21 protein-coding genes and 1 pseudogene are annotated in these 24,320 nt (G+C 64.5%); 12 read left to right on the top strand and 10 right to left on the bottom strand.

All coding sequences use genetic code 11. The annotated features are described in order from the left end of the window. The first annotated feature begins 91 nt into the window (after window positions 1-91). Window positions 92-595, top strand: a complete 504-nt coding sequence (locus tag ACYVGK_RS16860; protein ID WP_460735841.1) for a disulfide bond formation protein B — start codon at window positions 92-94, stop codon at window positions 593-595. On the opposite strand, the gene ACYVGK_RS16855 is transcribed toward ACYVGK_RS16860, so the two are convergent. Further along, entirely contained in the window at window positions 596-745 is a 150-nt protein-coding gene (locus ACYVGK_RS16855) for a hypothetical protein (protein ID WP_460735839.1), read from the bottom strand. On the opposite strand from ACYVGK_RS16855, the gene ACYVGK_RS16850 reads away from it, so the two are divergent. After that, the gene (locus ACYVGK_RS16850) at window positions 744-2,135 is read left to right on the top strand and encodes a class II 3-deoxy-7-phosphoheptulonate synthase (protein WP_460735837.1); all 1,392 of its coding nucleotides are present in this window, start codon (window positions 744-746) and stop codon (window positions 2,133-2,135) included. The two genes, ACYVGK_RS16855 and ACYVGK_RS16850, sit on opposite strands and share 2 nt — an antisense overlap. Before the next feature lie 236 nt (window positions 2,136-2,371). Here ACYVGK_RS16850 and ACYVGK_RS16845 read toward each other — a convergent pair. The 3 genes and pseudogenes from ACYVGK_RS16845 to typA form a co-directional block, all read right to left on the bottom strand. Next, a pseudogene (locus ACYVGK_RS16845) lies at window positions 2,372-4,015 on the bottom strand (amidase); the annotation flags it as partial. 201 nt (window positions 4,016-4,216) lie between these two features. Then, entirely contained in the window at window positions 4,217-4,699 is a 483-nt protein-coding gene (locus ACYVGK_RS16840; protein ID WP_460736119.1) for a DUF2127 domain-containing protein, read from the bottom strand. A gap of 50 nt (window positions 4,700-4,749) precedes the next feature. Beyond that, window positions 4,750-6,579, bottom strand: coding sequence for a translational GTPase TypA (gene typA / locus ACYVGK_RS16835; protein WP_460735835.1), 1,830 nt, complete (start codon window positions 6,577-6,579; stop codon window positions 4,750-4,752). Window positions 6,580-6,746: 167 nt separating this feature from the next. Here typA and ACYVGK_RS16830 point away from each other — a divergent pair, with 167 nt between their 5' ends. The 3 genes from ACYVGK_RS16830 (at window position 6,747) to ACYVGK_RS16820 (ending at window position 9,764) form a co-directional block, all read left to right on the top strand. Further along, complete coding sequence (locus ACYVGK_RS16830; RefSeq protein ID WP_460735833.1) at window positions 6,747-7,241, top strand: peptidylprolyl isomerase; 495 nt, start codon at window positions 6,747-6,749, stop codon at window positions 7,239-7,241. Window positions 7,242-7,507: 266 nt separating this feature from the next. Continuing rightward, a complete protein-coding gene (locus ACYVGK_RS16825) occupies window positions 7,508-8,713 on the top strand; it encodes a pyridoxal phosphate-dependent aminotransferase (protein ID WP_460735831.1) in 1,206 nt (401 codons plus the stop codon). Between the two features lie 64 nt (window positions 8,714-8,777). After that, window positions 8,778-9,764: a malate dehydrogenase gene (locus tag ACYVGK_RS16820; RefSeq protein ID WP_460735829.1), complete on the top strand. Its 987-nt coding sequence runs from the start codon at window positions 8,778-8,780 to the stop codon at window positions 9,762-9,764. A gap of 60 nt (window positions 9,765-9,824) precedes the next feature. Here ACYVGK_RS16820 and ACYVGK_RS16815 read toward each other — a convergent pair whose 3' ends face one another. Next, window positions 9,825-11,144 carry a dicarboxylate/amino acid:cation symporter gene (locus tag ACYVGK_RS16815; RefSeq protein WP_460735827.1) on the bottom strand — a complete coding sequence of 440 codons (1,320 nt, stop codon included), beginning with the start codon at window positions 11,142-11,144 and terminating at the stop codon, window positions 9,825-9,827. 209 nt (window positions 11,145-11,353) lie between these two features. Between ACYVGK_RS16815 and prpB the strand changes: the two genes are divergently transcribed. Both prpB and prpC read left to right on the top strand, forming a co-directional pair. Next, window positions 11,354-12,238 (top strand): methylisocitrate lyase, encoded by an 885-nt coding sequence (gene prpB, locus ACYVGK_RS16810; protein WP_460735825.1) that lies wholly within the window; start codon window positions 11,354-11,356, stop codon window positions 12,236-12,238. Window positions 12,239-12,487: 249 nt separating this feature from the next. Then, window positions 12,488-13,639: a bifunctional 2-methylcitrate synthase/citrate synthase gene (prpC, locus tag ACYVGK_RS16805; RefSeq protein WP_460735823.1), complete on the top strand. Its 1,152-nt coding sequence runs from the start codon at window positions 12,488-12,490 to the stop codon at window positions 13,637-13,639. A gap of 83 nt (window positions 13,640-13,722) precedes the next feature. On the opposite strand, the gene ACYVGK_RS16800 is transcribed toward prpC, so the two are convergent. The 3 genes from ACYVGK_RS16800 to ACYVGK_RS16790 form a co-directional block, all read right to left on the bottom strand. Next, a complete protein-coding gene (locus tag ACYVGK_RS16800) occupies window positions 13,723-14,334 on the bottom strand; it encodes a glutathione S-transferase N-terminal domain-containing protein (RefSeq protein WP_460735821.1) in 612 nt (203 codons plus the stop codon). A 159-nt stretch (window positions 14,335-14,493) separates the two neighbouring features. Continuing rightward, on the bottom strand, window positions 14,494-14,958 hold the full coding sequence (locus tag ACYVGK_RS16795; RefSeq protein WP_460735819.1) for a cell wall hydrolase: 465 nt from the start codon (window positions 14,956-14,958) through the stop codon (window positions 14,494-14,496). Window positions 14,959-15,259: 301 nt separating this feature from the next. After that, window positions 15,260-16,042 carry a dioxygenase family protein gene (locus tag ACYVGK_RS16790; protein ID WP_460735817.1) on the bottom strand — a complete coding sequence of 261 codons (783 nt, stop codon included), beginning with the start codon at window positions 16,040-16,042 and terminating at the stop codon, window positions 15,260-15,262. Between the two features lie 428 nt (window positions 16,043-16,470). Here ACYVGK_RS16790 and ACYVGK_RS16785 point away from each other — a divergent pair, with 428 nt between their 5' ends. The 4 genes from ACYVGK_RS16785 to ACYVGK_RS16770 all read left to right on the top strand — a co-directional run bounded on the left by ACYVGK_RS16785 (window position 16,471) and on the right by ACYVGK_RS16770 (window position 19,435). Next, window positions 16,471-17,565 carry an OmpA family protein gene (locus ACYVGK_RS16785; RefSeq protein ID WP_460735815.1) on the top strand — a complete coding sequence of 365 codons (1,095 nt, stop codon included), beginning with the start codon at window positions 16,471-16,473 and terminating at the stop codon, window positions 17,563-17,565. A 148-nt stretch (window positions 17,566-17,713) separates the two neighbouring features. Further along, window positions 17,714-18,208: a hypothetical protein gene (locus ACYVGK_RS16780; RefSeq protein WP_460735813.1), complete on the top strand. Its 495-nt coding sequence runs from the start codon at window positions 17,714-17,716 to the stop codon at window positions 18,206-18,208. Further along, complete coding sequence (locus ACYVGK_RS16775) at window positions 18,205-18,981, top strand: pseudouridine synthase (RefSeq protein WP_460736117.1); 777 nt, start codon at window positions 18,205-18,207, stop codon at window positions 18,979-18,981. The genes ACYVGK_RS16780 and ACYVGK_RS16775 overlap by 4 nt, the downstream gene beginning before the upstream one ends. Before the next feature lie 169 nt (window positions 18,982-19,150). Then, window positions 19,151-19,435 carry a hypothetical protein gene (locus ACYVGK_RS16770; protein ID WP_460735811.1) on the top strand — a complete coding sequence of 95 codons (285 nt, stop codon included), beginning with the start codon at window positions 19,151-19,153 and terminating at the stop codon, window positions 19,433-19,435. 128 nt (window positions 19,436-19,563) lie between these two features. Here the strand turns inward: ACYVGK_RS16770 and kbl are convergent, their stop codons facing one another. Together kbl and tdh are read right to left on the bottom strand one after the other, a co-directional pair. Further along, the gene (kbl, locus tag ACYVGK_RS16765) at window positions 19,564-20,757 is read right to left on the bottom strand and encodes a glycine C-acetyltransferase (protein ID WP_460735809.1); all 1,194 of its coding nucleotides are present in this window, start codon (window positions 20,755-20,757) and stop codon (window positions 19,564-19,566) included. A 133-nt stretch (window positions 20,758-20,890) separates the two neighbouring features. Then, a complete protein-coding gene (tdh, locus tag ACYVGK_RS16760; RefSeq protein WP_460735807.1) occupies window positions 20,891-21,925 on the bottom strand; it encodes an L-threonine 3-dehydrogenase in 1,035 nt (344 codons plus the stop codon). A gap of 161 nt (window positions 21,926-22,086) precedes the next feature. On the opposite strand from tdh, the gene ACYVGK_RS16755 reads away from it, so the two are divergent. After that, window positions 22,087-24,255: a S46 family peptidase gene (locus ACYVGK_RS16755; protein ID WP_460735805.1), complete on the top strand. Its 2,169-nt coding sequence runs from the start codon at window positions 22,087-22,089 to the stop codon at window positions 24,253-24,255. The last annotated feature ends 65 nt before the right edge of the window (window positions 24,256-24,320 follow it).

Here is a 24,320-nt window from a genome sequence, read left to right as displayed (position 1 = left end):
CCGGATTCAACGCCGCCGATGCCTCAGTCGGGAACCGGCGCGCACCGCCCGCTGTCTTTGCACGCGTCCGGCCAGCCGTTAAGGTAACGACATGACCAATCTCTTCCGCGCCTCGTTCCGCCTGCAGTTCCTGCTCGGTTTTTTCGTCTGCGTGGGCCTGCTTGGGTTCGCGCTGTACACCCAGTACTTCGGCGGCTTGAATCCGTGCCCGCTGTGCACGTTCCAGCGCGCGGCGTTCATCGCACTCGGAGTGATGTTCCTGCTGGGCGGTTTGTTCGCGCCGCGCGGCGCGGGCGGACGTGCAACCTGGGGCGCGCTCGCATTGATCGCTTCGGGTGTGGGCATCGCCATCGCCGGTCGCCATGTGTGGCTCACGCATCTGCCACCCGATGAGGTCCCTTCGTGCGGACCTGATCTGGCCTACATGATGGATGCATTCCCGCTCGGCGATGTAGTCAAGAAAGTGCTGACCGGGTCGGGTGAATGCGCGAAGGTCGATTGGACGTTCCTGGGACTGTCGATGCCGGCGTGGAGCCTGTTCTGGTTCGTCATGCTGGCTGCATGGGCGGCATTCGCGGCGTTCCGTCGCCGCTGATCAGGTTTCACTGAGCGCGGCTTCGCCGCGCTTTAACAGTCGATTCCAAATCGGAATCAGCGGTTGCTGCTGCAACCGTTGCAGCGCCTGCTTTTCGGGCGGATGATGGAAGTTCGCTGCATCGCAGCAACCACTTCCATCGACCGCCATGTCTGCTTCTTCCGATCGCAATATCCGCGCCGTCAACCTGCCGACCGACTGGGCACCGGCGAGCTGGCGCGGACGTCCGGCGCTACAGATGCCGACGTATCCGGACGAGGTCGCGCTCGAAGGCGTGCTGCAGGAGATGCATGCGCTGCCGCCGCTGGTGACATCGTGGGAAATCCTCGCGCTGCAGAAGCAGATTGCCGATGCGCAGGAAGGCCGTCGCTTCCTGCTTCAAGGTGGCGATTGCGCGGAAGTGTTCGAAGGCTGCACGCCGGAAGTCATCTCGAACCGCCTCAAGGTTCTGCTGCAAATGAGCCTGGTGCTCGTGCATGGTCTGCGTCTGCCCGTGGTGCGCGTTGGGCGTTTTGCCGGGCAATACGCCAAGCCGCGTTCGACTGATACCGAAACTCGCGATGGCGTCACGCTGCCGAGTTACCGCGGTGACATCATTAACGGTCCGGATTTCACCGAGGAAGCGCGGATTCCCGATCCGCGTCGCATGGTGAAGGCGCATGCGCGTTCGGCAATGACCATGAACTTCATCCGTTCGCTGATCGACGGTGGATTCGCCGATCTGCATCACCCCGAATATTGGAACCTGAGCTGGGTCGGTCATTCGCCGCTCGCCGATGAGTATCAACGCATGGTCGATGGTGTTGGCGACGCGGTGCGCTTCATGGAGACGTTGTCGGGCAGCGAGGTGCACAACCTCAACCGTGTCGACTTCTACACCTCACATGAAGCGTTGCTGCTGCCGTACGAGGAATCGCAGACGCGTCAGGTACCGCGTCAGTGGGGCTGGTTCAACCTCAGCACGCATTACCCGTGGATTGGCATGCGTACGGCGCAGCTCGATGGCGCGCATATCGAATACTTCCGCGGCATCCGCAATCCGATTGGCTTGAAGGTGGGGCCTTCGACCACCGCCGATCAGCTGTTGCGTGTCATCGACGTCCTCAATCCCGACGACGAAGCCGGACGTCTGACCCTGATTCATCGCATGGGCGCCGCGCATATCGCCGACAAGCTGCCCGCATTGCTTGAGGCGGTAAAGCGCGAAGGCCGTCGCGTGTTGTGGGTGTGCGATCCGATGCACGGCAACACCGAGAGCACCAGCAACGGCTACAAGACGCGTCGCTTCCGCAACATCCGCAGCGAACTCGAGCATGCTTTCGATCTGCACGCAGCCGCAGGCACGCGCCTGGGCGGCGCGCACCTGGAGCTGACCGGCGAGGACGTGACCGAATGCCTCGGCGGCGCACGCGAGCTGACCGAAAGCGATCTCGAACGCGCGTACCGCACTTGCGTGGACCCGCGCCTCAACTACGAACAGGCGTTGGAGATCGCGATGCTTATCGTGCGCAAGCAGGCGCAGATCGCGCGTCCGGGATAAGTCGGAGGGACGGCCGTCGGCATTGGCAACGTCAAAACAGACAAAGGCCGGCATGACGCCGGCCTTTGTTCTTTGCGGGGTTATTTCGAAACTGGAGTTGCGGTGACGGATGTATCGGCCGCGGATGTCTGCCACGAGGGCAGGGACGTGCCGGAAGCCGGGGACCCGCTTGTTTTCGCCGACGCTGCGCTAGATGCCGCCCCGGCATCCGCTGGTGCGGTGTCTGCAGAATCTTGTGCCGCTGGCGCAGGCTCCGCAGCTACGCGGCGTGCGGGCGGAGGAACCACGCCATCGGGTAGCGAGGCAATGAAGGCTGGCGCTTTACGCGCCTTCGTCGTCTGCTCGAACGCGTAACCCAGTTCGATCAGGCGCGGCTCGCTCCACGCCGTGCCCATGAAGACGATGCCCAAGGGCAGGCCGTGCGTGTCGCCCATCGGCACGGTCAGGCTCGGATAGCCCGCGACCGCTGCGGCGCCATAGCCCGAGGGCACGGCTGGATCGCCATTGGTCATGTCCGCCTTCCAGGCGGCCGCCGTCGCCGGCGCGATCAACGCATCCAGATGCTGCGCCTGCAGCGCGGCGTCGATGCCCTGCACGCCGGCGAGTTTGCGGATCGTGCTGCGCGTATCGAGATAGGCCGGATCATTCAGCGGCCCCTTGGCGTCGGCTTGTTCGAGCAATTCCTGGCCGAAGTAGCTCAGTTCGTCGCCCGCATGGCGCTTGTTGTAGTCGATGAGCTGCGCGAGCGTGGTCACCGGGGCATCCCGGCTGGTGAGATAGTGTTCGAGTCCAGCCTTGAACTCCCAGCTCAGCACGTCGAGTTCGCCCGCTTCCCACTGACCGTCGGTAGGAATCTGCGCATCGACCACGACGGCGCCGGCGCGACGCATGGCCGCGATCGCATTCTCCATCGCCGCATCGATACTCGCATCGATGCCCATCTTGTTGCGCAGCACGCCGACGCGCGCGCCGCGCAGGCCGTCGGCTTTGAGATGCAGGGGGTAATCGAAGACCGCGCGGCCGACGCTGTTGGCAGTGAGGGCATCGCTTTCGTCGCGGCCGACCATGCCGGCGAGGAGATAGGCCGCATCGGCGACGCTGCGGGTCATCGGTCCGGCGGTGTCCTGGCTGCTGGAGATCGGAATGATGCCGCCACGACTGACCAGGCCTACGGTCGGTTTCAGACCGACCAGGCCGGTGACGGACGCGGGGCAGATGATGCTGCCGTCGGTCTCCGTGCCAACGCCGACGGTGGCGAGGCTGGCGGCGATCGCGCTGGCGGTACCCGAGCTCGAACCGCAGGTGCTGCGATCGAGTACGTAAGGATTGCGGGTGAGTCCGCCGCGCGCGCTCCAACCCGAGGTCGAATGCGTCGAGCGGAAATTCGCCCATTCGCTGAGATTGGTCTTGCCGAGAATCACCGCACCGGCAGCGCGCAGGCGCTCGACCACGAAGGCATCGTCCCTCGGGCGGTGCGCAGCCAGCGCCAGCGAGCCCGCGGAGTTCACCATCGGCGTGGCATCGATGTTGTCCTTGAGCAGCACGGGAATGCCGTGCAGTGGGCTACGCACGCGGCCGGCCTTGCGTTCGGCATCGCGTGCGTCGGCTTCCTTGAGCGCATCGGGATTGAGTTCGATGACCGCGTTGAGTTTTGGGCCGGCATCATCGATGGCCGCGATGCGATCGAGATAAGCCTGGGTGAGCGTATGGCTGTCGAGTTCGCCACGCGCCATGCGCGCGGACAGATCGGCGACGCTGGCTTCGGTGAAAGCGAAGTCGCCCGTCGTGGCGGCGCCGCTGGGTTCCTTCTTTGCCGCGGGAGCGGCGAGATCTCTGACGCGCTCGCACCCGGAGAGCGCGGCGATCACGGCAATGCTCAACGCGGCTGCGCGTACGGCGCGGCCGCCGCGGATTCGGCTCAGGACAAACATGGCATTTCCCCAACCGCACGAAAGGCGGACGGGTCAGCATCGCCGTGGGCAGGAACGCAGACAAGGGCAAGGAGCCGGGGAAGCTGTGGCTCCCGTCACGCTGCAATGATTTAGTTTCGAACCAGGCGACTCAAGGTCGCGTAGTCCGGATCAGTGGCGTCGTTTGAATAGGTCGCGGGCCAGCGCGGCCACCACGATCACGTTGACCACCAGTACGGTCACCGACAACCAGCCGGGATGCTGGATCAGCGCGTACACGTCGAGCGGCAGATAAATCGCCGCACTGATCAGCGCCAGCCACGACGCCCAGGCGCGCACGCGCCACAGGCCCCAGGCTTCGACGAAACGCAGCACTGCGTAGCCCAGACCGATGGCTGCAGCGAGGTGCACGGAACCGGGATTGAGCGTATTCGACAACCATTCGATCGCACCGTGGTGCGGGTCGAGCTGGAAGCGGTTGATCAGTTCATGCAGCCAGCGCTGCAGCGGTGCCGGGCCGAGGATTTCGAGCCCGCTGGCAGCGAGTAGCGCCAGCAGACCCTTGGCTGCCTCGAAGATTGCGATGGCGTGCAACCCCGGATGCGCATGCGGATCCGGGTTGTAGTGGTGCTCCTCGTGCGGAGCACCCGTCATCGGTTGGCGAAGCCCGTTATCCACGAAGCCGTCGTCGCTCAACGGTGCGATCAGGCGGCGCGCGAGGCGCGCTTGCGATCGCTTTCGGTGAGGAACTTCTTGCGCAGGCGGATTTCCTTCGGCGTGACTTCGACCAGTTCGTCGTCTTCGATGAAGTCCAGCGCCTGTTCCAGCGTGTACTTGATCGCCGGGCTGAGCTGGATCGCGTCGTCCTTGCCCGAGGCGCGCATGTTGGTCAGCGGCTTGGTCTTGATCGCGTTGACGGTGAGATCGTTGTCCTTCGAGTGGATACCGACCAGCTGGCCTTCGTACACCTGGTCGCCTTCGGCGGCGAACAGGCGACCGCGTTCCTGCAGCGGCCCAAGCGAGTAGGCAGGAGTGGCACCGGGGGCGTTGGCGATCATCACGCCGTTGATGCGCTTGGCGATCGCGCCGGTTTCCTTCGGGCCGTAGTGGTCGAACACGTGGAACAGCAGGCCCGAACCCTGGGTCAGGGTGCGGAACTCGTTCTGGAAGCCGATCAGGCCGCGCGCCGGGATCATGTAGTCGAGGCGCACGCGACCCTTGCCGTCGGGTTCCATGTTCTTCAGCTGGGCCTTGCGGATGCCGAGCTTTTCCATCACGCCGCCCTGGTGCTGCTCTTCGATGTCGACGACGAGCTGCTCGATCGGCTCCATCTGCTGGCCGTCGATTTCCTTGATGATCACTTCGGGGCGCGACACGGCCAGCTCGAAGCCTTCGCGGCGCATGTTCTCGATCAGCACCGACAGGTGCAGTTCGCCGCGGCCGGACACCAGGAACTTGTCCGGATCCGAACCTTCTTCAACCTTGAGCGCGACGTTGTGCAGCGTTTCGCGTTCCAGGCGCTCGCGCAGCTGGCGGCTGGTGAGGAACTTGCCGCCGCTGTATTCCTTGTGACCGGCGAACGGCGAGTTGTTCACCTGGAAGGTCATGCTGATGGTCGGCTCGTCCACGGTCAGCGCGGGCAGCGCTTCCGGGGTGTCCAGCGCGCAGACGGTGTCGGAGATCGAAAGGTCGGTGATACCCGCGATGGCGACGATGTCGCCGGCTTCGGCTTCCTCGGCCTCGATGCGTTCCAGGCCCATGAAGCTGAGCACCTGCACGATCTTGCCCTGGCGCTTTTTGCCTTCACGGTCGACCACGCTGACCGGCATGTTCTTCTTCACCTTGCCGCGCTGGATGCGGCCGATGCCGATCAGGCCGACGAAGTTGCTGTAGTCCAGCTGGCTGATGCGCATCTGGAACGCGCCTTCGGGATCGACGTCCGGCGGCGACACGTGCTTCATGATCGCTTCGTACAGAGGGGTCATGTCGCCGTCGCGCGCGGCGTCGTCGAGGCTGGCGTAGCCGTGCAGCGCCGAGGCGTACACGATCGGGAAGTCGAGCTGTTCGTTGGTGGCGCCGAGCTTGTCGAACAGGTCGAACACCTGGTCGATGACCCAATCCGGACGCGCGCCCGGGCGGTCGATCTTGTTGACCACGACGATCGGCTTGAAGCCCATCGCAAAGGCCTTCTGGGTGACGAAGCGCGTCTGCGGCATCGGGCCGTCCATCGCGTCGACGAGGATCAGCACCGAGTCGACCATCGACAGCACGCGCTCGACCTCGCCGCCGAAGTCGGCGTGGCCTGGGGTGTCGACGATGTTGATGCGGTTGCCCTGCCAGGTGATGGCGGTGTTCTTGGCAAGGATCGTGATGCCACGTTCCTTTTCCTGGTCGTTGCTGTCCATCGCGCGTTCGGCCAGCACCGTGCGTTCGGACAGGGTGCCCGACTGCTTCAGGAGGCAGTCGACGAGAGTGGTCTTGCCATGGTCGACGTGGGCGACGATGGCGATATTGCGCAGGCGTTCGATGGACATGCGGGGAGGGCGCCAGATGAGGGGCGCTAGGTCAGCGGAAGGAAGCCGGAAATTATAGCCGGGACTGGTTACCGGCGTCCCGTTCAGGCTGGACGGCTGCGGTATCCTTGCCGGTCCCGTTCACGGACCCCATATCCGTGGGCCTGACCCCCACTAGGAGCCGTTCCATGAGCCTGATCGCCAATTTCGACACCGACCGCGGCACGATCCGCGTCGAACTGGCCGCCGACAAGGCGCCGCTGACCGTCGCCAACTTCGTCAACCTGGCCCAGCGTGGCTACTACGACGGCCTCAAGTTCCACCGCGTCATCAATGACTTCATGGTCCAGGGCGGCTGCCCGCTGGGCACCGGCACCGGTGGCCCGGGCTACAAGTTCGAGGATGAGGCCAACAACGGCCTGCGCCATGAGCGCGGCGTGCTGTCGATGGCCAACGCCGGCCCGAACACCAACGGCAGCCAGTTCTTCATCACCCACGTGCCCTGCGGCTGGCTGGACGGCAAGCACACCGTCTTCGGCAAGGTGCTCGAGGGCCAGGACGTGGTCGATTCGATCAAGCAGGGCGATCTGATCAAGTCGCTGAAGGTCGAAGGCGATGCCGCCGCTGTGCTGGCCGCCAAGGCCGACCGCGTGGCCGAGTGGAACAAGATCCTCGCGGCCTGATCTCCCGGGACGTGTTGCGAAACAGGGCGCCTTTGGGCGCCCTGTTTGTTTTGCAGCTGTTGTCCCGGCGTCGGATGCTCGGCTTCGGTGCGGGCGCTGCGTGAGTGGTCCGTCCGGCCCGGCGCAGCGCGCCGGGCGTTCGCCAAGGCCGCGCGGCAGTGCCGCGCAAGCGGCCTCGGCTCACCCATAGAATTCCGTCATATCCCGCTGCGACGTAGCGGCCGCGCCGCTACAATATCGGGCTTCCCTCCCACAGGTTCTGCCCCATGCCCCAGCTTGCCCGGCGCATCGGTCGCGCCAAGCCCAGCGCGATCATGCAGGTGGCCGAAAAGGCCAAGCGCCTCAAGGCCGAAGGTCGCGACATCATCAGCTTCTCGATCGGTGTCCCCAACTTCCTCCCCGCCGAGCACGTCTATGCCGCCGCGCGCGATGCGCTGGCCAAAGACAGTGGGCAGTACGGCAGCAACCGCGGCGCCGATGCGCTGCTGGATGCGTTCCTGGGCCACATCCACAAGATCGGCCTCGATGGCTACGCCAAGGTCAACGTCGCCACCGGCATCGGTGCGAAGCACGTGATATACAACCTGGCCGAGGCGCTGCTGGATGAGGGCGACACCATCGCCTTCCCGACGCCGTACTGGACCAGCTATCTCGACATCGCGGAAATCGTCAACGCGAAGATCGACCTGCTGCCGTGCCCGCCCTCGCAGGACTACAAGCTCAAGCCCGCGCAGCTCGATGCCGCGCTGGCCAAGAAGCCGAAGGTGTTCCTGTTCAACAATCCTTCGAACCCGACCGGCATGGTCTACACGAAGGAAGAGATCAACGCGCTCGCCGACGTCATCGCCAAGTATCCGGACACCTGGATCATCACCGACGACATCTACAACCGCATGGTGTTCGACGGCGTGGGTTACCACAACTTCGTGCATGCGCGTCCGGAACTGCGCGACCGCGTGATCTTCATCGACTCGCTGTCCAAGACCTACGGCATGCCGGGTTGGCGCGTGGGCTTCATGGCCGGTCCGGAAGCCGTGGCGCAGGCGCTGGTCACGATGAATTCCAACCACATCACCAACATTCCCGAGATCGTTACCGCGGCTGCAGTCGCTGCGCTCAACGGTCCGCAGGACGTGCCGACGCAGAAGAACGCCGAGTTCCAGTCCAAGCGCGACCAGGTGATGGCGGTGATGAATTCGCTGTCGGGCGTCGTTTGCCCGCGTCCGCAGGGCGCGTTCTATGTGTTCCCGGACATCTCCGTCGCGTTCGGCAAGACTCACGGCCCGAGCGGCACGAAGATCAACAACGATGTCGATTTCTGCAATGTGCTGCTCGAAGCCAAGGGCGTGGCCTGCGTGCCCGGCTCGGCCTTCGGTGAGCCGCGCGCGCTGCGCATCAGCTACACCTGCCCGACGCCGCAGCTGGCTCCGGGCCTGCAGCGCTTCCAGGAATTCTTCAACGAACTTTCCTGATTCCATCCTTTGAATTCTGTCGCGGGGCGCCTGACGCCCCGCTTTTTCATCCAGGAGTTGCCCCATGAAGACCCCCGTCCGCGTTGCCGTCACCGGTGCTGCCGGCCAGATCGGTTATGCGCTGCTGTTCCGCATCGCTTCCGGCGAAATGCTTGGCAAGGACCAGCCCGTCATCCTGCAGATGCTGGAACTGCCGATGGAGAAGGCCCAGGCCGCGCTCAAGGGCGTGATGATGGAGCTGGAAGACTGCGCGTTCCCGCTGCTCGCCGGCATGGTCGGCACCGATGATCCGAAGGTCGCGTTCAAGGACGCCGATTACGCCCTGCTGGTCGGCGCGATGCCGCGCGGCCCGGGCATGGAGCGCAAGGATCTGCTGCTGAAGAACGCCGAGATCTTCACCGTGCAGGGCAAGGCGCTGAACGAAGTCGCTTCGCGCAACGTCAAGGTGCTCGTGGTCGGCAATCCGGCCAACACCAACGCCTACATCGCGATGAAGTCGGCGCCGTCGCTGCCGGCGAAGAACTTCACCGCGATGCTGCGCCTCGACCACAACCGCGCGCTGTCGCAGCTGGCCAACAAGGCCGGCGTTGCCGTCGCCGACATCAAGAAGATGGTCGTTTGGGGTAACCACAGCCCGACCATGTATCCGGACTACCGCTTCGCCACCGTCAACGGCCAGTCGCTGAAGGACAAGATCAACGACGCCGACTGGAACGCCAACACCTTCATCCCGGTGGTGGGCAAGCGCGGCGCGGCGATCATCGAAGCGCGCGGCCTGTCGTCGGCTGCTTCGGCCGCCAACGCCGCCATCGACCACATGCGCGACTGGGCGCTGGGAACCAACGGTGAATGGGTGACCATGGGTGTGCCGTCCGACGGCAGCTATGGCATTCCGGAAACTGTGATGTACGGTGTGCCGGTGATCTGCGCCAACGGCGAATACACCCGCGTCGAAGGTCTGCCGGTCGACGACTTCAGCCGCGCGGCGATGGACAAGACCCTCGCCGAGCTGGAAGAAGAGCGCGCTGGCGTCGCGCACTTGCTGGGCTGATTGCCAGCGTCAAGCTTGAACGAACGGGGCGGCCTTGGTTGCCCCGTTTTTTTTTGCGGGTCAGTCTTCGAGGTCGCCGCTGGCAGCAGGGGTCGCAATCAGCGGCTCGTCGAGTTCGGTGGCACTGGGCGGACTGAGCAACTCGCGCTGCAGCCTTTCGCGATCGAGTTCGTTTTCCCAGCGCGCCACCACGATGGTGGCGACGCCGTTGCCGATGAGGTTGGTGAGTGCGCGCGCTTCGCTCATGAAGCGGTCGATGCCCAATATCAACGCCAGGCCCGCTACGGGCACCGAGGGCACCACGGCCAAGGTCGCAGCCAAGGTGATGAAGCCCGCGCCGGTGACGCCCGACGCGCCCTTGGACGTCAGCATCGCCACCGAGAGCAGGGTGATCTCCTGCCTCAGTGTGAGGTCCACGTTCAAGGCCTGGGCGACGAAGATCGCGGCCATCGTCAGATAGATGTTGGTGCCGTCGAGGTTGAAGGAATAGCCGCTGGGGATGACCAGTCCGACCACCGGCCTGGAGCAGCCCAGCCGCTCCAGTTTGCGCATCAGCGGCACCAGCGCCGATTCCGAAGAGGACGTGCCCAGCACCAGCAGCAACTCGTCGCGGATGTAACGGATGAAGCGCAGGATGCTGAAGCCACACAACCGCGCGATCGTCCCGAGCACGACAAGGACGAACAACGCGCAGGTCAAGTAGAAGCTACCCATAAGCTTCGCCAGTGGTCCCAGCGCACCCACGCCGTACTTGCCGATGGTGAAGGCCATGGCTGCGCCGGCACCGATAGGCGCGAGCTTCATGATCATCGCCATCATGCCGAAGAACACCTTCGCGATCGCCTCGAACACGTCGACGACCTGTTCGCCCAGCTTGCCCAGGTGCAGCAGGGCGAAGCCGAACAGGACCGCCAGCAGCAGCACCTGCAGCAGATCACCGCTGCCAGTGAAAGCGTCGGTGAAGGTCTTCGGGATGATGTGCAGCAGGAACTCGACCGTGCTCTGTTCCTTGGCGGCCGTCGCGTACTTCGCTACCGCGCTGGCATCCAGCGTGGCCGGGTCCGCGTTGAAGCCGGAGCCAGGCTTGAGCGTGTTAACGACAAGCAGGCCGATCAGCAGCGCGATCGACGACACGACTTCGAAGTAGAGGATCGCCTTGACGCCGACGCGGCCCACCTTCTTGACGTCCGATACGCCGGCGATGCCCAGCACCACGCTGAGGAAGATGATCGGCGCGATCAACATCTTGACCAGGCCGATGAATGCGTCGCCCAGCGGCTTGAGGGCGACGCCAGTCGCGGGGAAGAAATGGCCGATGGTGCCGCCCAGCACGATCGCGCCGAGCACCCAGAGGTAGAAACGCGAGCCGGAGGCTTTCATGTCGTTGTTCCGATATCAGGAGCGGGCAGGGCATCTTGGGCCCGGGCGAACCTCCTTTTACCGCGTCGGTGCGCCTTTGCGGTGGGCGCGGGCTATGTCTGGGCGGTCCGGGACCGTTGCGGCTCTAGGCGTCACCCGAAACGGCGAAAGGGACCGCGAACGATCTCCCAGCGTGCTCGGCTAAAATGCCGGCTTCACCAGGAGTTGCCATGACCTCGACGTCCTCCGCCGGCGCGCGCTTCCGCGCCGCCGTCAAAGAAGAATCCCCGCTGCAGGTAATGGGCGCCATCACCGCCTACGCCGGCCTGATGGCCAAGCGCACGGGCTACAAGGCGCTGTACCTGTCCGGCGGCGGCGTCGCCGCCAATTCGCTCGGCATGCCTGACCTGGGCATCAGCACGATGGAAGACGTGCTCACCGACGCGCGCCGGATTGTCGACGCCACCCAGATGCCGCTGCTGGTCGACATCGATACCGGTTGGGGCGGGGCGTTCAACATCGGCCGTACCATCCGTTCCTTCATCAACGTCGGCGTTGCCGCCGTGCACATGGAAGACCAGGTCGGCCAGAAGCGTTGCGGCCACCGTCCGGGTAAGGAAGTGGTGACGAAGGAAGAGATGGTCGATCGCGTAAAGGCAGCCGTCGACGCGCGCACCGACGAGAGCTTCGTGATCATGGCGCGCACCGACGCGGCCGCCGTGGAAGGCATCGATTCGGCGATCGAGCGCGCGATGGCTTATGTCGAAGCCGGCGCCGACATGATCTTCCCGGAAGCAATGAAGTCGCTCGACGACTACCGCAAGTTCAAGACCGCGGTGAAGGTGCCGATCCTGGCCAACCTCACCGAGTTCGGCTCTACTCCGTTCTTCACGACCGACGAGCTGCGTGATGCCGACGTCGACATTGCCCTGTACTGCTGCGGCGCGTATCGCGCCATGAACAAGGCGGCATTGAACTTCTACGAAACCGTGCGTCGCGAAGGCACGCAGAAGAACATCATCGATACCTTGCAGACGCGGGCCGACCTGTACGATTTCCTCGGCTATCACGCCTACGAGGACAAGCTCGACGCGTTGTTCGCAAGCGAGAAGTGATGCGGGAGAAGTGATGCGGCGCGGGTCGGCCGACGGGGCGGAACTGGTTCACGCCATGCGCGCCCCCCGTAGCCTTCCCCGCCGGCGCGTTCCTTCCGCCTTACGACCGCAGCGAGCGCAATAGTGGCTCGCCGCGGTCGTTCGCGACATGCCAGTCGCACTTAGGCGTTTCTGCTTTTTACAACGTTCCACCACGGCACGACCGGACAGTACGAGCATCGGCCGCGGCCTTTTTAAGGAGAGAAAGCAATGTCTGATTCAGCCCAGGTCCTTCCCAAGGCCAAGAAATCCGTTGCCCTGAGCGGCACGGCTGCCGGTAATACCGCGCTTTGCACCGTTGGTCGCAGCGGCAATGACCTGCACTACCGTGGCTACGACATCCACGATCTCGCGACCAAGTCGACCTTCGAGGAAGTGGCGCATCTGCTGGTGCATGGCGCGCTGCCGACGGTGTCGCAGCTGAACGCCTACAAGGCCAAGCTCAAGCGCTTGCGTGGTCTGCCCGCGCTCGTCCAGGAAGCGCTGGAACTGGTGCCGGCCAATGCGCACCCGATGGATGTATTGCGCACCGGCTGCTCGGTGCTTGGCACAGTGTTGCCTGAGCGTGAAGGCCATCCCGCATCCGAAGCGCGCGATATCGCCGACAAGCTGATCGCCAGTTTCGGTTCGATGCTGCTGTACTGGTGGCACTTCACCCGCAATGGTCGTCGCATCGACGTCGAAACCGACGACGACAACGTCGCCGCGCACTTCCTGCATTTGCTGCATGGCGAAGAGCCGTCCAAGTTGCACGCCGACTCGCTCGACAAGTCGCTGGTCCTGTACGCCGAGCATGAGTTCAATGCGTCGACGTTCACCGCGCGCGTGATCGCTGGTACCGGTTCGGACCTGCATTCGTGCATCACCGGAGCGATTGGCGCGCTGCGCGGTCCCAAGCACGGCGGCGCCAACGAAGTGGCGATGGACATCATCAGCCGCTACAACTCTGCCGACGAAGCAGAATCCGACATCCGCGCACGCATGGAGCGCAAGGAAATCATCATCGGCTTCGGTCACCCGGTGTACACCATCGGCGATCCGCGCAATCCGATCATCAAGGAAATCTCGCGCAAGCTCTGCAAGGACGGCGGCAACCAGACGCTGTTCGACGTGTCCGAGCGCATCGAGAACCTGATGATGGACACCAAGAAGATGTTCCCGAACCTCGACTGGTACTCCGCATCGGCCTATCACATGATGGGTATCCCGACGCCGATGTTCACCCCGCTGTTCGTGATCGCGCGCACCACCGGTTGGAGCGCGCACGTGATCGAGCAGCGCGAAGACGGCAAGATCATCCGTCCGAGCGCCAACTACGTCGGTCCGGAAGATCGCGAGTACGTGGCGATCGAGAAGCGCTGATTCCGTTCCGCGTCAGTGGGATGGAATGAAACAAGAAAGGCCGCGCACTGCGCGGCCTTTTTCTTTGTTGCGCGTGGCGCGTATCAGGACAGGCCTTCTGCCCGGAGCGCCGCTTGCACACCCGCATCGGCTTCCATGCGTTGCTTGAATGCGGCGAGATTGTCGAGGCCGTCCAGGTCCACGCCGGTGGCATCGGCCCAGCGCAACGTGATGTACAGGTATGGATCGGCGTAGCTGCGGAAGCCGGCGAGCCACTCCTTGCCTTCCAGTTGCGTATTGGCGCGTTCGTACAGCGCGCGCACGTTCTTGCGGGCCACGGACTTCACCGCATCGTGCTGGCTCTCGTCGTGGATGTAACGCGCCGGGCCGAAGATCGGCTTGAACGCCGGATGCAGGTCGGAGTTGACGAAAGCCAGCCAGCGGTTGGCCTGCGCGCGTTGCCACGCGCTGCCGTCGCCGGCCAGCTGGACCTGCGGCCAGGTGTCGGCGATGTAGCCGAGGATGGCGGCGTTCTGGGTCAGGATGGCGTCGCCTTCCCGCAGGGCTGGCACGGCACCTGCCGGGTTGATGGCGAGGTATTCGGGCGACTGGCGGCGCTCGCGGGTGACGATTTCGACTTCGAAATCACCACCGGTCCATTGCAGGACGATGTGATCGGCGGTGGAGCACGCGCCAGGGGTGGTGTAGAGCTTCATATCGGAGTCCGTCGAAGGAAGGCTGGCACTATCGCGCCTCGTCGGCCGGATTCTCAATCGCACGCATGCAACATTGCGTCATGCGCCTGGGCAGCAGGCAAAAAGAAATCCGCGCAAGGCGGATTTCAAGAATGGCGGAGGGGCTCCGCCTAAAGGGAATCAGGAGGCCTGCTTGCGCGGCTTGAGCGACTGCACCTTATAGAAGGTGTGATCGCCGATCGTGGCCACCTGGTAGGCGTTGCGCCACGACGGACTGGCGATGCCCAGGGCGGCGAAGTGGCTGGCGCCCGGGACGATTTCCTTGCGCTGACCGGCGGGCAGGGCCCAGTTGTTCTCGGCTTCGAGCGCCACGGTCACGGCCTGGGCCCAGGCTTCGGTATTGCCCAGCTGCGTCGAGGGCGAAACGAGGGTAGGGGCGAACTGCTTGTTCGCGGTCACCACGTCGCACAGGGTGTTGCCCCACAGGCCGCTGTCGCGGCGGCGCAGGGCGACCTCGGCGACCGCCTGCTGGCCCCGGACCGACTGGTCGCGGGCTTCGAGGTAGACGGTGGTGCTGAGGCACAGCGAATCGGCGGATTGCGGCGGCAGCACGGAGGCCAACCACAGTATCCAGGCGAGTTTCATGTCGTACTCCTTGCTCCGTTGGCCGGGCCGCACTTCGGCGTCGTCTCCGTGGGGAGGCGGGCGCCTGGGGGCGAAATCCGGTATGGCGTTCTAGGGAGGGCGGCGCGCTCTCTGGCGTGCTTTGCCCGGGCATCGGGACCGCGTATGAACGCGGGCGTTGCGACGGTGCCGCCGGTGGCGGCTGGAAAAGTTGGCGCACGGTAGCGACGGCTTTCCTAACCGCACCTGAATCGGTGACCCCCGTCACGGATTGTCTCCGGGGCGGATTCGGTGCTAGGGCGTCGGCCCGTCAAAGGCCCATTCAGTGGAAGGCAAAGGCGTCCAGCGCCAGGGTTCCCAGCTCATGAGAGCGATGGAGAACCTCGACGCTCGGATCCTCGCCAGCGGCGCCGAGCGCGACAAACAGCGGCATCAGGTGTTCGGTCGTCGGATGGGCATGGTGAGCATGCGGAGCCCGGTTTTGCCAATCGAGCAGCGCAGGCCAATTGTGGGCTGCGAGCCGTTCGTGCATCCAGCCCGAGAATTCGGCGGCCCAGGGCGCCAGCGGCGCGGCCGGGTGCTGCCAGTCGAGGTCGCCCAGGTTGTGCACGAAGCCGCCGGAACCGATCACCAGGACGTCCTCACTGCGCAGGTCCGCGAGTACGCCGCCAAGCGCCTGGTGCTGGGTCGCGTCGCCGGCCGGGTTCACGGAGAGCGGCACAACGGGGACGTCGGCCTGCGGATACATCCGGCGCAGTGGCACCCAGACTCCATGGTCCAGGCCGTGCCCGGAGCGAATCTTTGTGGCGATGCCGGCTGAATTGAGACATGAGGCGATCGCTTCGGCGATCTCCGGTGCGCCCGATGCGGGGTACTCGATCTGATAGAGCGGGGCAGGGAAGCCACCAAAGTCATGGACGGTATGCGGCTGAGGATGGCCGCCGAGCATGGGACGGTCAGCCAGGAAATGGGCCGAAGCCACCACGATTGCCCGAGGGCGCGGCAGCCGTCGGCCGAGCTCATCCAGGAACCGTCCGGCGGGGGAGTCCTGGATCGCCAGCATCGGCGAACCATGCGAGAGAAACAGAGTAGGGAGGCGGGTCATGCCAAGGAGAATGTGCCTCCCGACAACCGGTTCCAAGTGATGGTCATGCGCCGGTCCGTTGCGTGTGCGGCTTCAATCCGGCATCGACCGGCGGTCCGGGCATTGCTGTGTCGGTCACACTTTTAACGGCGTCTTCACAACAGCGCACCTAGCCTGCGCGCTGGCAAAGACGTTCAGCCTTCGGGAAGCGATCCCTTCCCTACGGAGCCGTATCCGGATCGCCTCGAGGATCGATCAGGGGCCGATCGTCGGCTGAATGGCCGGTTAGTTGTGAAATTTTGCGTACTACGTTAAGCAATGTTAACAATCATCTTGACGGTGTATGATCCCTCGGGCCAGAGATCGTGAATGGGGGTCACGCCCGCTGGACGATCCCGGTCACAGTTAAGTGCCGTGTATATCCCGACATTTCTCAAGGAGTCAGAAATATGAAGATCCGTTTGCTGAGCACTGCACTGCTCGCCGGCCTGGCATTTGCGCAGACCGCCAATGCGCAGAATTTCGATGACCGCTGGTACCTGACGGGTTCGGGCGGCATCAATGTCCAGGACACTGATCGCAACACCAACAACGCCCCCTTCCTCGCTCTCGGCGTGGGCAAGTTCATCGGCGCGAACTGGTCGCTGGACGGCGAACTGAACTATCAGAACCCGCATTTCGAAGCGAACCAGGATCTGAACTGGAGCCAGTACGGCGTCTCGCTCGACCTGCGCCGCCACTTCATTGCTGAAGGCCGCAACTGGAACCCGTACATCGTGGGTGGCCTGGGCTATCAGCGTTCGGAAGAAGAATTCGACGCCTTCCCGAGCGCGATCTCGCCGGGTCAGCGCAAGGACGGCAATCTCGCCGCCAAGCTCGGTGGCGGTCTGCAGGGCGACATGGGCAACTACGGCATTCGTGCCGAACTGGCCTACCGCGTCTCCTTCGACGACCAGAGCATCGCTGCTTCGGGTGAAGACCAGTTCGGTGACCTGCTGGCCTCGATCGGCGTGATCGTGCCGCTGGGCGCCGCCCCGGTCGCCGCCGCTCCGGCTGCTCCGGCTCCTGCCGCTCCGAATTGCGCCGACGGCGACGACGACGGCGACGGCGTGAACAACTGCGACGACAAGTGCCCGGGTTCGCAGGCTGGCCAGACCATCGGTCCGGACGGCTGCCCGGTGCCGGTCTCGATCGACCTGAAGGGCGTGAACTTCGATTACGACAAGTCGAACCTGCGTCCTGACGCGGTCCAGATCCTGTCCGAAGCCACCGAGATCCTGAAGCGCTATCCGGAGCTGAAGGTCGAAGTCGCCGGTCACACCGACTCGAAGGGCACCGACGCCTACAACCAGTCGCTGTCGGAGCGCCGCGCCAAGGCGGTGTACGACTACCTGACCAGCAACGGCATCGACGCTGCCCGCCTGCAGGGTCCGAACGGTTACGGAGAGAGCCGCCCGATTGCTCCGAACGCCAACGAAGACGGTTCGGACAATCCGGAAGGCCGTGCGAAGAACCGCCGCACCGAGCTGAACGTCCAGAACTGAGTTTGACTCAGGCAGTGCCCGCGAAGCCCGGCCCAGTGCCGGGCTTCGTTTTTGCAGTGGCCGTAGCCATCAGTCTTCACAAGCCCGAGGTTGTTGGCCGGCAATGCCGGGGCCTACACTCCGGCTCAACCGTTCCACGGAGAAGCGCATGCAGCGCGCGTATGCCGGATTGATCCTGTTGGCACTCGCAGGCGGTGCGCACGCGCAGGTGGCCAGCCAATGTCCCCCCGCGTCTGCCGGCGGAATGCCGGTGCAACCGACGCTGGTCGCTCCGCTCGCTCCGGAACTGACCGCGCCGACCCACCAACTGGGCGCGCCGACCGGCGTGCTCGCCCAGGCATTCGATGAATCGCTCGCGCTCGACAACGTGTTGCTGCGCCAGCGGATCGAAAGTTGCCTCGCGTTGGCCAAGGCCACGCCCGCCACGGGGCCGGCATTGCCCGGCTCCGCCGGTTACAAGCCGCAGACCCAGTACGACAACACGCCCTGGCGCTTCGACATGAGTCAGAACGGCAAGCGCATGACCGCTGAGGAATTCGACGCGTGGATGAAGGCGCGCGGCGTGCGGGTGGCGAAGGGCGCGCCCGGTACGGCCGCAACACCGGCGCCGGTCGAGCCGCCCAAACCGGAAAAGAAGAAATAGCCGCGAAGTCGTTTACCCCGAAGAAGACAAGCACGCCCCGCCATGGCCTGGCGCGCGTGCTGTCCAAGCGCGGCCTGTGTTCGCGTACCGAAGCCGCGCGCTGGATCGCTGCGGGCCGGGTGAGCGTGGACGGGCGGGTCATTCGCGATCCGGAATTTCCAATCACGGCCGACGGCCGCCAGCGCATTGCGATCGACAATCAGGATGTCGGTGAGGCTGCACGCACCTATCTGATGCTCAACAAGCCGCGCGGCCTGGTGACCACGGCGCAGGATGAGCGCGGCCGCGACACGGTCTACCGGTGCTTCGACAACGCACGGTTGCAGGGCGAACCGCTGCCGTGGCTAGCGCCCGTGGGGCGCCTCGACCAAGCCAGCGAGGGCTTGCTGCTGTTCTGCAACGACCCGGAGTGGGCGGCGCGCGTCACGGATCCTGAGTCCGGCCCCGACAAGACCTATCACGTCCAGATCAACCGCATTCCCGATGCGGCGTTGTTGGCGGATCTGGAGCGAGGCGTCCTGCATGAGGACGAGCAACTGCGGGCGAAGTCGGCGTGCCTGCTGCGCGCGGGCGAGCGCAATGCATGGCTCGAAGTGGTCCTCGATGAAGGTCGTAACCGGCAGATCCGCCGCCTGCTCGCGGCGTTCGAGATCGAGGTCCTGCGTCTGGTCCGGGTTGCCATTGGCGGGATCGCGCTGGGCGACCTGGCCAAGGGGCAATGGCGGTTGTTGAGCGCGGACGAAGTGACGGCCCTGGCGGCGCCGACACCTTAACCGTTGTGACGATTTGCCGGACTGTGCGGCGCGCCACGCAATCGACAAAAAGCGCATTTCCGCGCCGCGGCGCCAGCTCCAAAGTGTGGCTGCCCGCACCGTTTTTTGCCCCGCGCGCATGGTCTCTTACGCACCACACCCGGCAAGCGGGAAACGAAGGGGAAACCACATGCGCAATATTCTCGTGGCACTGCCGTGCCTGCTCATCACCGGACTGGTCCTGGCCGCGCCCGCAAACGCAGCGACCAAGAAGAAGCCGGCCCCCAAGGCCACTGCTGCCGCACCGGTTTCACAGCCGACCGACACCAGCAAGCGCTTCAACATGACCCAGGACGGCAAGAAGATGACTGCCGACGACTTCGACGCCTGGATGAAGAAGAACGGCTACCGCGTCGCTACTGGCGCGCCGGCCAAGCCGGCGGCGGAAGAGCCCGCGAAGCAGGGCGGCAAGTAAGCCCTCTCGCCAGTTCGAAAGCAGAAACCCCGGCCTGATGCCGGGGTTTCGCTTTTTGGAGTCGCCGTGGTCTGACGCGACGACTCGAATGTCCTGGAGCGGAGTAGCCTCCGCTCCGTCCCGCCCAATCAAGCCTTGATCACACCCAGTTCGCGACCGATCTTGATGAATGCCGCGATCGCCCGATCGAGATGCTCGCGCGTGTGGGCCGCCGACATCTGCGTGCGGATGCGCGCCTGACCCTGCGGAACGACCGGAAAGAAGAAGCCGATCGCGTAGATGCCTTCCTCGAGCAGTCGCGCGGCGAACTTCTGCGCCAGCGGCGCGTCGTACAGCATCACCGGCGAGATCGGATGCACGCCCGGCTTCACATCGAAACCCGCCGCGGTCATCTGCTCGCGGAAGTAGGCGGTGTTCTCGGCCAGCTGCTCGCGCAGATCGCCGGCGGCAGCGAGCATCTCGAACGCCTTGATGCCCGCGGCCACCACGTGCGGCGGCAGTGAGTTCGAGAACAGGTAGGGGCGCGAGCGCTGGCGCAACAGTTCGATCACTTCCTTCTTCGCGGTAGTGAAGCCACCCAGTGCGCCGCCCATGGCCTTGCCGAGCGTGCCGGTGAAGATGTCGATCTTGTCCATCACGCCCTTCACCTCGGCGGAGCCGCGGCCGGTCTTGCCGAGGAATCCGGTGGCGTGGCATTCGTCGATGTGCACCAGCGCGCCGTACTTCTTCGCCAGCGCGGTGATCTCGTCGAGTGGAGCGATGAAGCCGTCCATCGAGAACACGCCGTCGGACGTGATCATGATCGTGCGCGCGCCGTCGGCCTTGGCCTGCTGCAGCTGCTTCTCCAGGTCGGCCATGTCGCAGTTGGCGTAGCGGTAACGCTTGGCCTTGCACAGGCGCACGCCGTCGATGATCGAGGCATGGTTGAGCGCGTCGGAAATGATCGCGTCCTTCTCGTCCAACAGCGGTTCGAACAAGCCGCCGTTGGCGTCGAAACAGGCGGCGTAGAGGATCGTGTCCTCAGTGCCGAAGAAATCGGCGATCTGTTTCTCGAGCTGCTTGTGCAGATCCTGCGTGCCGCAGATGAAGCGCACCGAGGCCATGCCGAAGCCATGCGTGTCGAGCGCTTGCTTCGCGGCCGCGATCACGTCGGGATGGTCGGCGAGGCCGAGGTAGTTGTTGGCGCAGAAGTTCAGCACCGTGCGGCCGTCTTCGAGCGTGATCTCGGCCGACTGAGGCGAGGTGATGATGCGTTCGGACTTGAACAGGCCGGCGGCGCGGATTTCGTCGAGGGTCTCGGCGTAGCGTTGGGTCAGCGACATGGGTTTGGCTCGTCGTTCCCGCGAGATGCTTCACAACAGCGAAGCTGGTCAAGCGGGAGTGTCTTGAAGGAAGAGGCGGAAGTCGCTGGGTCCCCGCTTGCGCGGGGATGACGACTCGGGATTCGCAGCTACATCAGTTCCAGCTCAGCACGACCTTGCCGGCCTTGCCCGATTCCATCAATTCGAAGCCTTCCTGGAACGAATCGATCGGCAGCTGGTGCGTAAGCACCTTGCCCAGCGGGAAACCGCCCATCACCAGCTGCGTCATCTTGTACCAGGTCTCGTACATCTTGCGGCCGTAGATGCCGTGCAGGGTGAGGCCCTTGAAGATGATCTTGTCCCAGTCGGCGCCGGCGCCCTTGGGCATGATGCCGAGCATCGCGATCTTGCCGCCGTGGTACATGCAATCGAGCATGTCGTTGAAGGCGCGCGGATTGCCGCTCATTTCCAGGCCGACGTCGAAGCCTTCCATGTGCAGGTCCTTCATCACGTCCTTCAGCGACGTGTTGGACACGTTGACCACGCGCGTCGCGCCCATGTCGGCAGCAAGCTTGAGGCGGTAATCGTTGACGTCGGTGACCACGACATTGCGTGCACCGATGTGTTTGCAGATGCCGGCGGCAATGATGCCGATCGGACCCGCGCCGGTGATCAGCACGTCTTCGCCGACCACGTCGAATTCCAGCGCGCAGTGCGCGGCGTTGCCGTAGGGATCGAAGAACGCGGCGAGTTCGCTCGGAATCTGGTCCGGGATCGGCCACAGGTTCGACGACGGCATCACGATGTATTCGGCGAACGCGCCGTTGCGATTCACGCCGATGCCGACCGTATTCGGGCACAGGTGCTGGCGACCGGCGCGGCAGTTGCGGCAATGACCGCACACGATGTGGCCTTCGGCGCTCACGCGCTGGCCAACCTTGTAGCCGGTGACGCCCGGGCCCATGTCGACCACGCGACCGACGAATTCGTGGCCGATGACGAGGCCCGGCTTGATCGTGCGCTGGCTCCACTCGTCCCACAGGTAGATGTGCAGATCGGTGCCGCAGATCGCGGTCTTCTCGAGCTTGATCAGCACTTCGTTCGGGCCCGGCGTGGGTACCGGCACCTCTTCCATCCAGATGCCCTTGGTGGCTTCGCGCTTGACCAGCGCCTTCATCGTTTGCGACATGGGGATTGCCTTGCGTAGGGGGCTTTATAGGAGCGCGCCGCGCCGGCGCGGCGAGAGGCCGAAATTATACGCCCCGGCCGCGCCGCGACCCGCTGGCTGGTTTGCCCGCAACGGTCGGCTTGGCCTATCGTCGCCGGCTCTTGAATTCATGATCTTTGCTCATGCCGACCATGCGCCGCCGTTTGTTGGCCCTGTCCCTCTCGCTGCCCCTGCTGCTGGCGGCAACCGCTCATGCCGACGAAGGCATGTGGATGCCCTCGCAGCTGCCTGATATCGCCCGGCAGATGAAGGCCGCCGGCTTCAAGGGCAACCCGCGCGATCTGGCCGAACTGGCAAAGCCGCCGATGAACGCGATCGTGAAGGTCGGCGGTGCGAGTGGCGCGTTCGTGTCGAACGAGGGCCTGGTGCTGACCAATCACCACGTCGCCTTCGGCGTCATCCAGTACAACAGCAAGCCCGAGCGCGACCTGATCCAGGACGGCTATGTCGCCGCCGATCGCAGCGCCGAACTGCCTGCCAATCCCGACTACCGCGTGCTGGTGACCACCGGCTTCGATCGTGTCACCGATCGCATCCTGGCTGAAGCGAAAGATCGCCAGGGGCGTGCCTACTACGATGCCGTGGACAAGGCGACCAAGGCCGTCGTCGCCGAGTGCGAACGCGAACCGGGTTACCGCTGCGGCGTCGTCAACATGTATTACGGCACCGACTTCTATCTGGTACGCCAGCTGGAACTGCGCGATGTCCGTCTCGTCTATGCGCCGCCGAACGACATCGGCAACTACGGCGGCGAGGTCGACAACTTCGTGTGGCCGCGCCATGCCGGCGATTTCACCCTGCTGCGCGCGTATGTCGGCAAGGACGGAAAGCCGGCCGACTACTCGCCCGACAACGTGCCGTATGTGCCGCCCGCACATCTGCAGGTGTCGACCGCGAACCTCAAGGAAGGCGACTACGCGATGCTCGCGGGCTATCCGGGCGTCACGTTCCGCCATCGCATGGCGTCGGAATTCGCCAACCAAGTTGAATGGCAGCTGCCATCGCGCGTCGCGCTGTACCAGCGCATGATCGATGTCATCGAAGGCACGGCGGCAAAAGACGAAGCCGCGCGCGTCAGCTATGCCTCGCAGGTGCGCAGCCTCAAGAACACTCTCAAGCGCGCGCAGGGCGAACTCGATGGTCTGCGTCGCAGCAATGCGCTGACCGTGCGTCGCGATGACGAGACGGCGATGTATGCGTGGCTGGACAAGCAGGCGGATGTCGCCGCTACCAAGGCCGACATCGCCGCGGCACAGGCCGTGCTCGACCAGGGCGTGGCGACGCGCGAGCGCGACCAGTTGCTCGGCGTGATCGTCAGCCAGACCCAGCTGCTGCGTTCCGCGGTGCAGCTGCAGCGTCTGGCGCACGAGCGCACTAAGCCCGATGCCGAGCGCGAAACGGGTTACCAGCAGCGCGACGAAACCCTGATCACCGGCCAGCTCAAGCAGGTGCAGCGCCGTTACGCGGTCGAGGTGGAGAAGGCGCTGCTTGCCGATCTCGTCGGCCAATATCAGGCGCTGCCAGCGGCGCAGCATGTGCCCGAGTTCGACGCGGTATTCGGCACAACGCCGGCGCAACTGAAGGCCAACCTCGACGCGCTGTATGCCGGCACGAAGCTGAGCAGCGAAAGCGAACGTCTTGCCGCGATGCAGGCCGACCGCGCAACGCTGTCGGCATCGAAGGATCCGCTGCTGCAGGCCGCCGCTACGCTGCTGCCGGCGCAGCTGCGTCTGGAGGACGAGAGCAAGGCCAGCAACGGCGAACTGCTGCGTCTGCGCCCGGCCTACATGCGCGCGCTGATCGGCTTCCGCAAGTCGCAGGGCCGCGCCGTGTATCCGGATGCGAATTCGACCCTGCGCGTGAGCTACGGCCGCGTCAGCGCGATGGATCCGCGCGACGGCGTGCGCTATCGCCCGTTGACCACGGTGCAGGGCATCCTCGAGAAGCACACCGGCAGCGAACCATTCAACGCGCCGCAGCCGCTGCGCGATGCGATCGCCAAGGGCGACTTCGGCAGCACCGCCGAGCCGAGCCTGAAGACGCAGACGGTCGACTTTCTCACCAATCTGGATACCACCGGCGGAAATTCGGGTTCCGCGGTGATGGATGCGCACGGTCGTCTGATTGGCCTGAACTTCGACAGCAACTGGGAAGCGGTGAGTGCGAGCTGGATGTTCGATCCGCACTACAAACGCGCCATCCACGTCGACATGCGCTACATGCGTTGGCTGCTGGCCAAGGTTTATCCGGCGCCGCACCTGTTGAAGGAAATGAATCTGCCGGCGGAATGAGTCCGTCTCGGCAATTGTGATTTCACGTGGCCGCGGTGACCTCCGCGGCCATACAAAAATGAGGG

The organism is Lysobacter tyrosinilyticus (assembly GCF_054779815.1).
The sequence above is the reverse complement of the archived record's forward strand: the minus strand, read 5'-3'. Positions and strand labels throughout refer to the sequence as shown.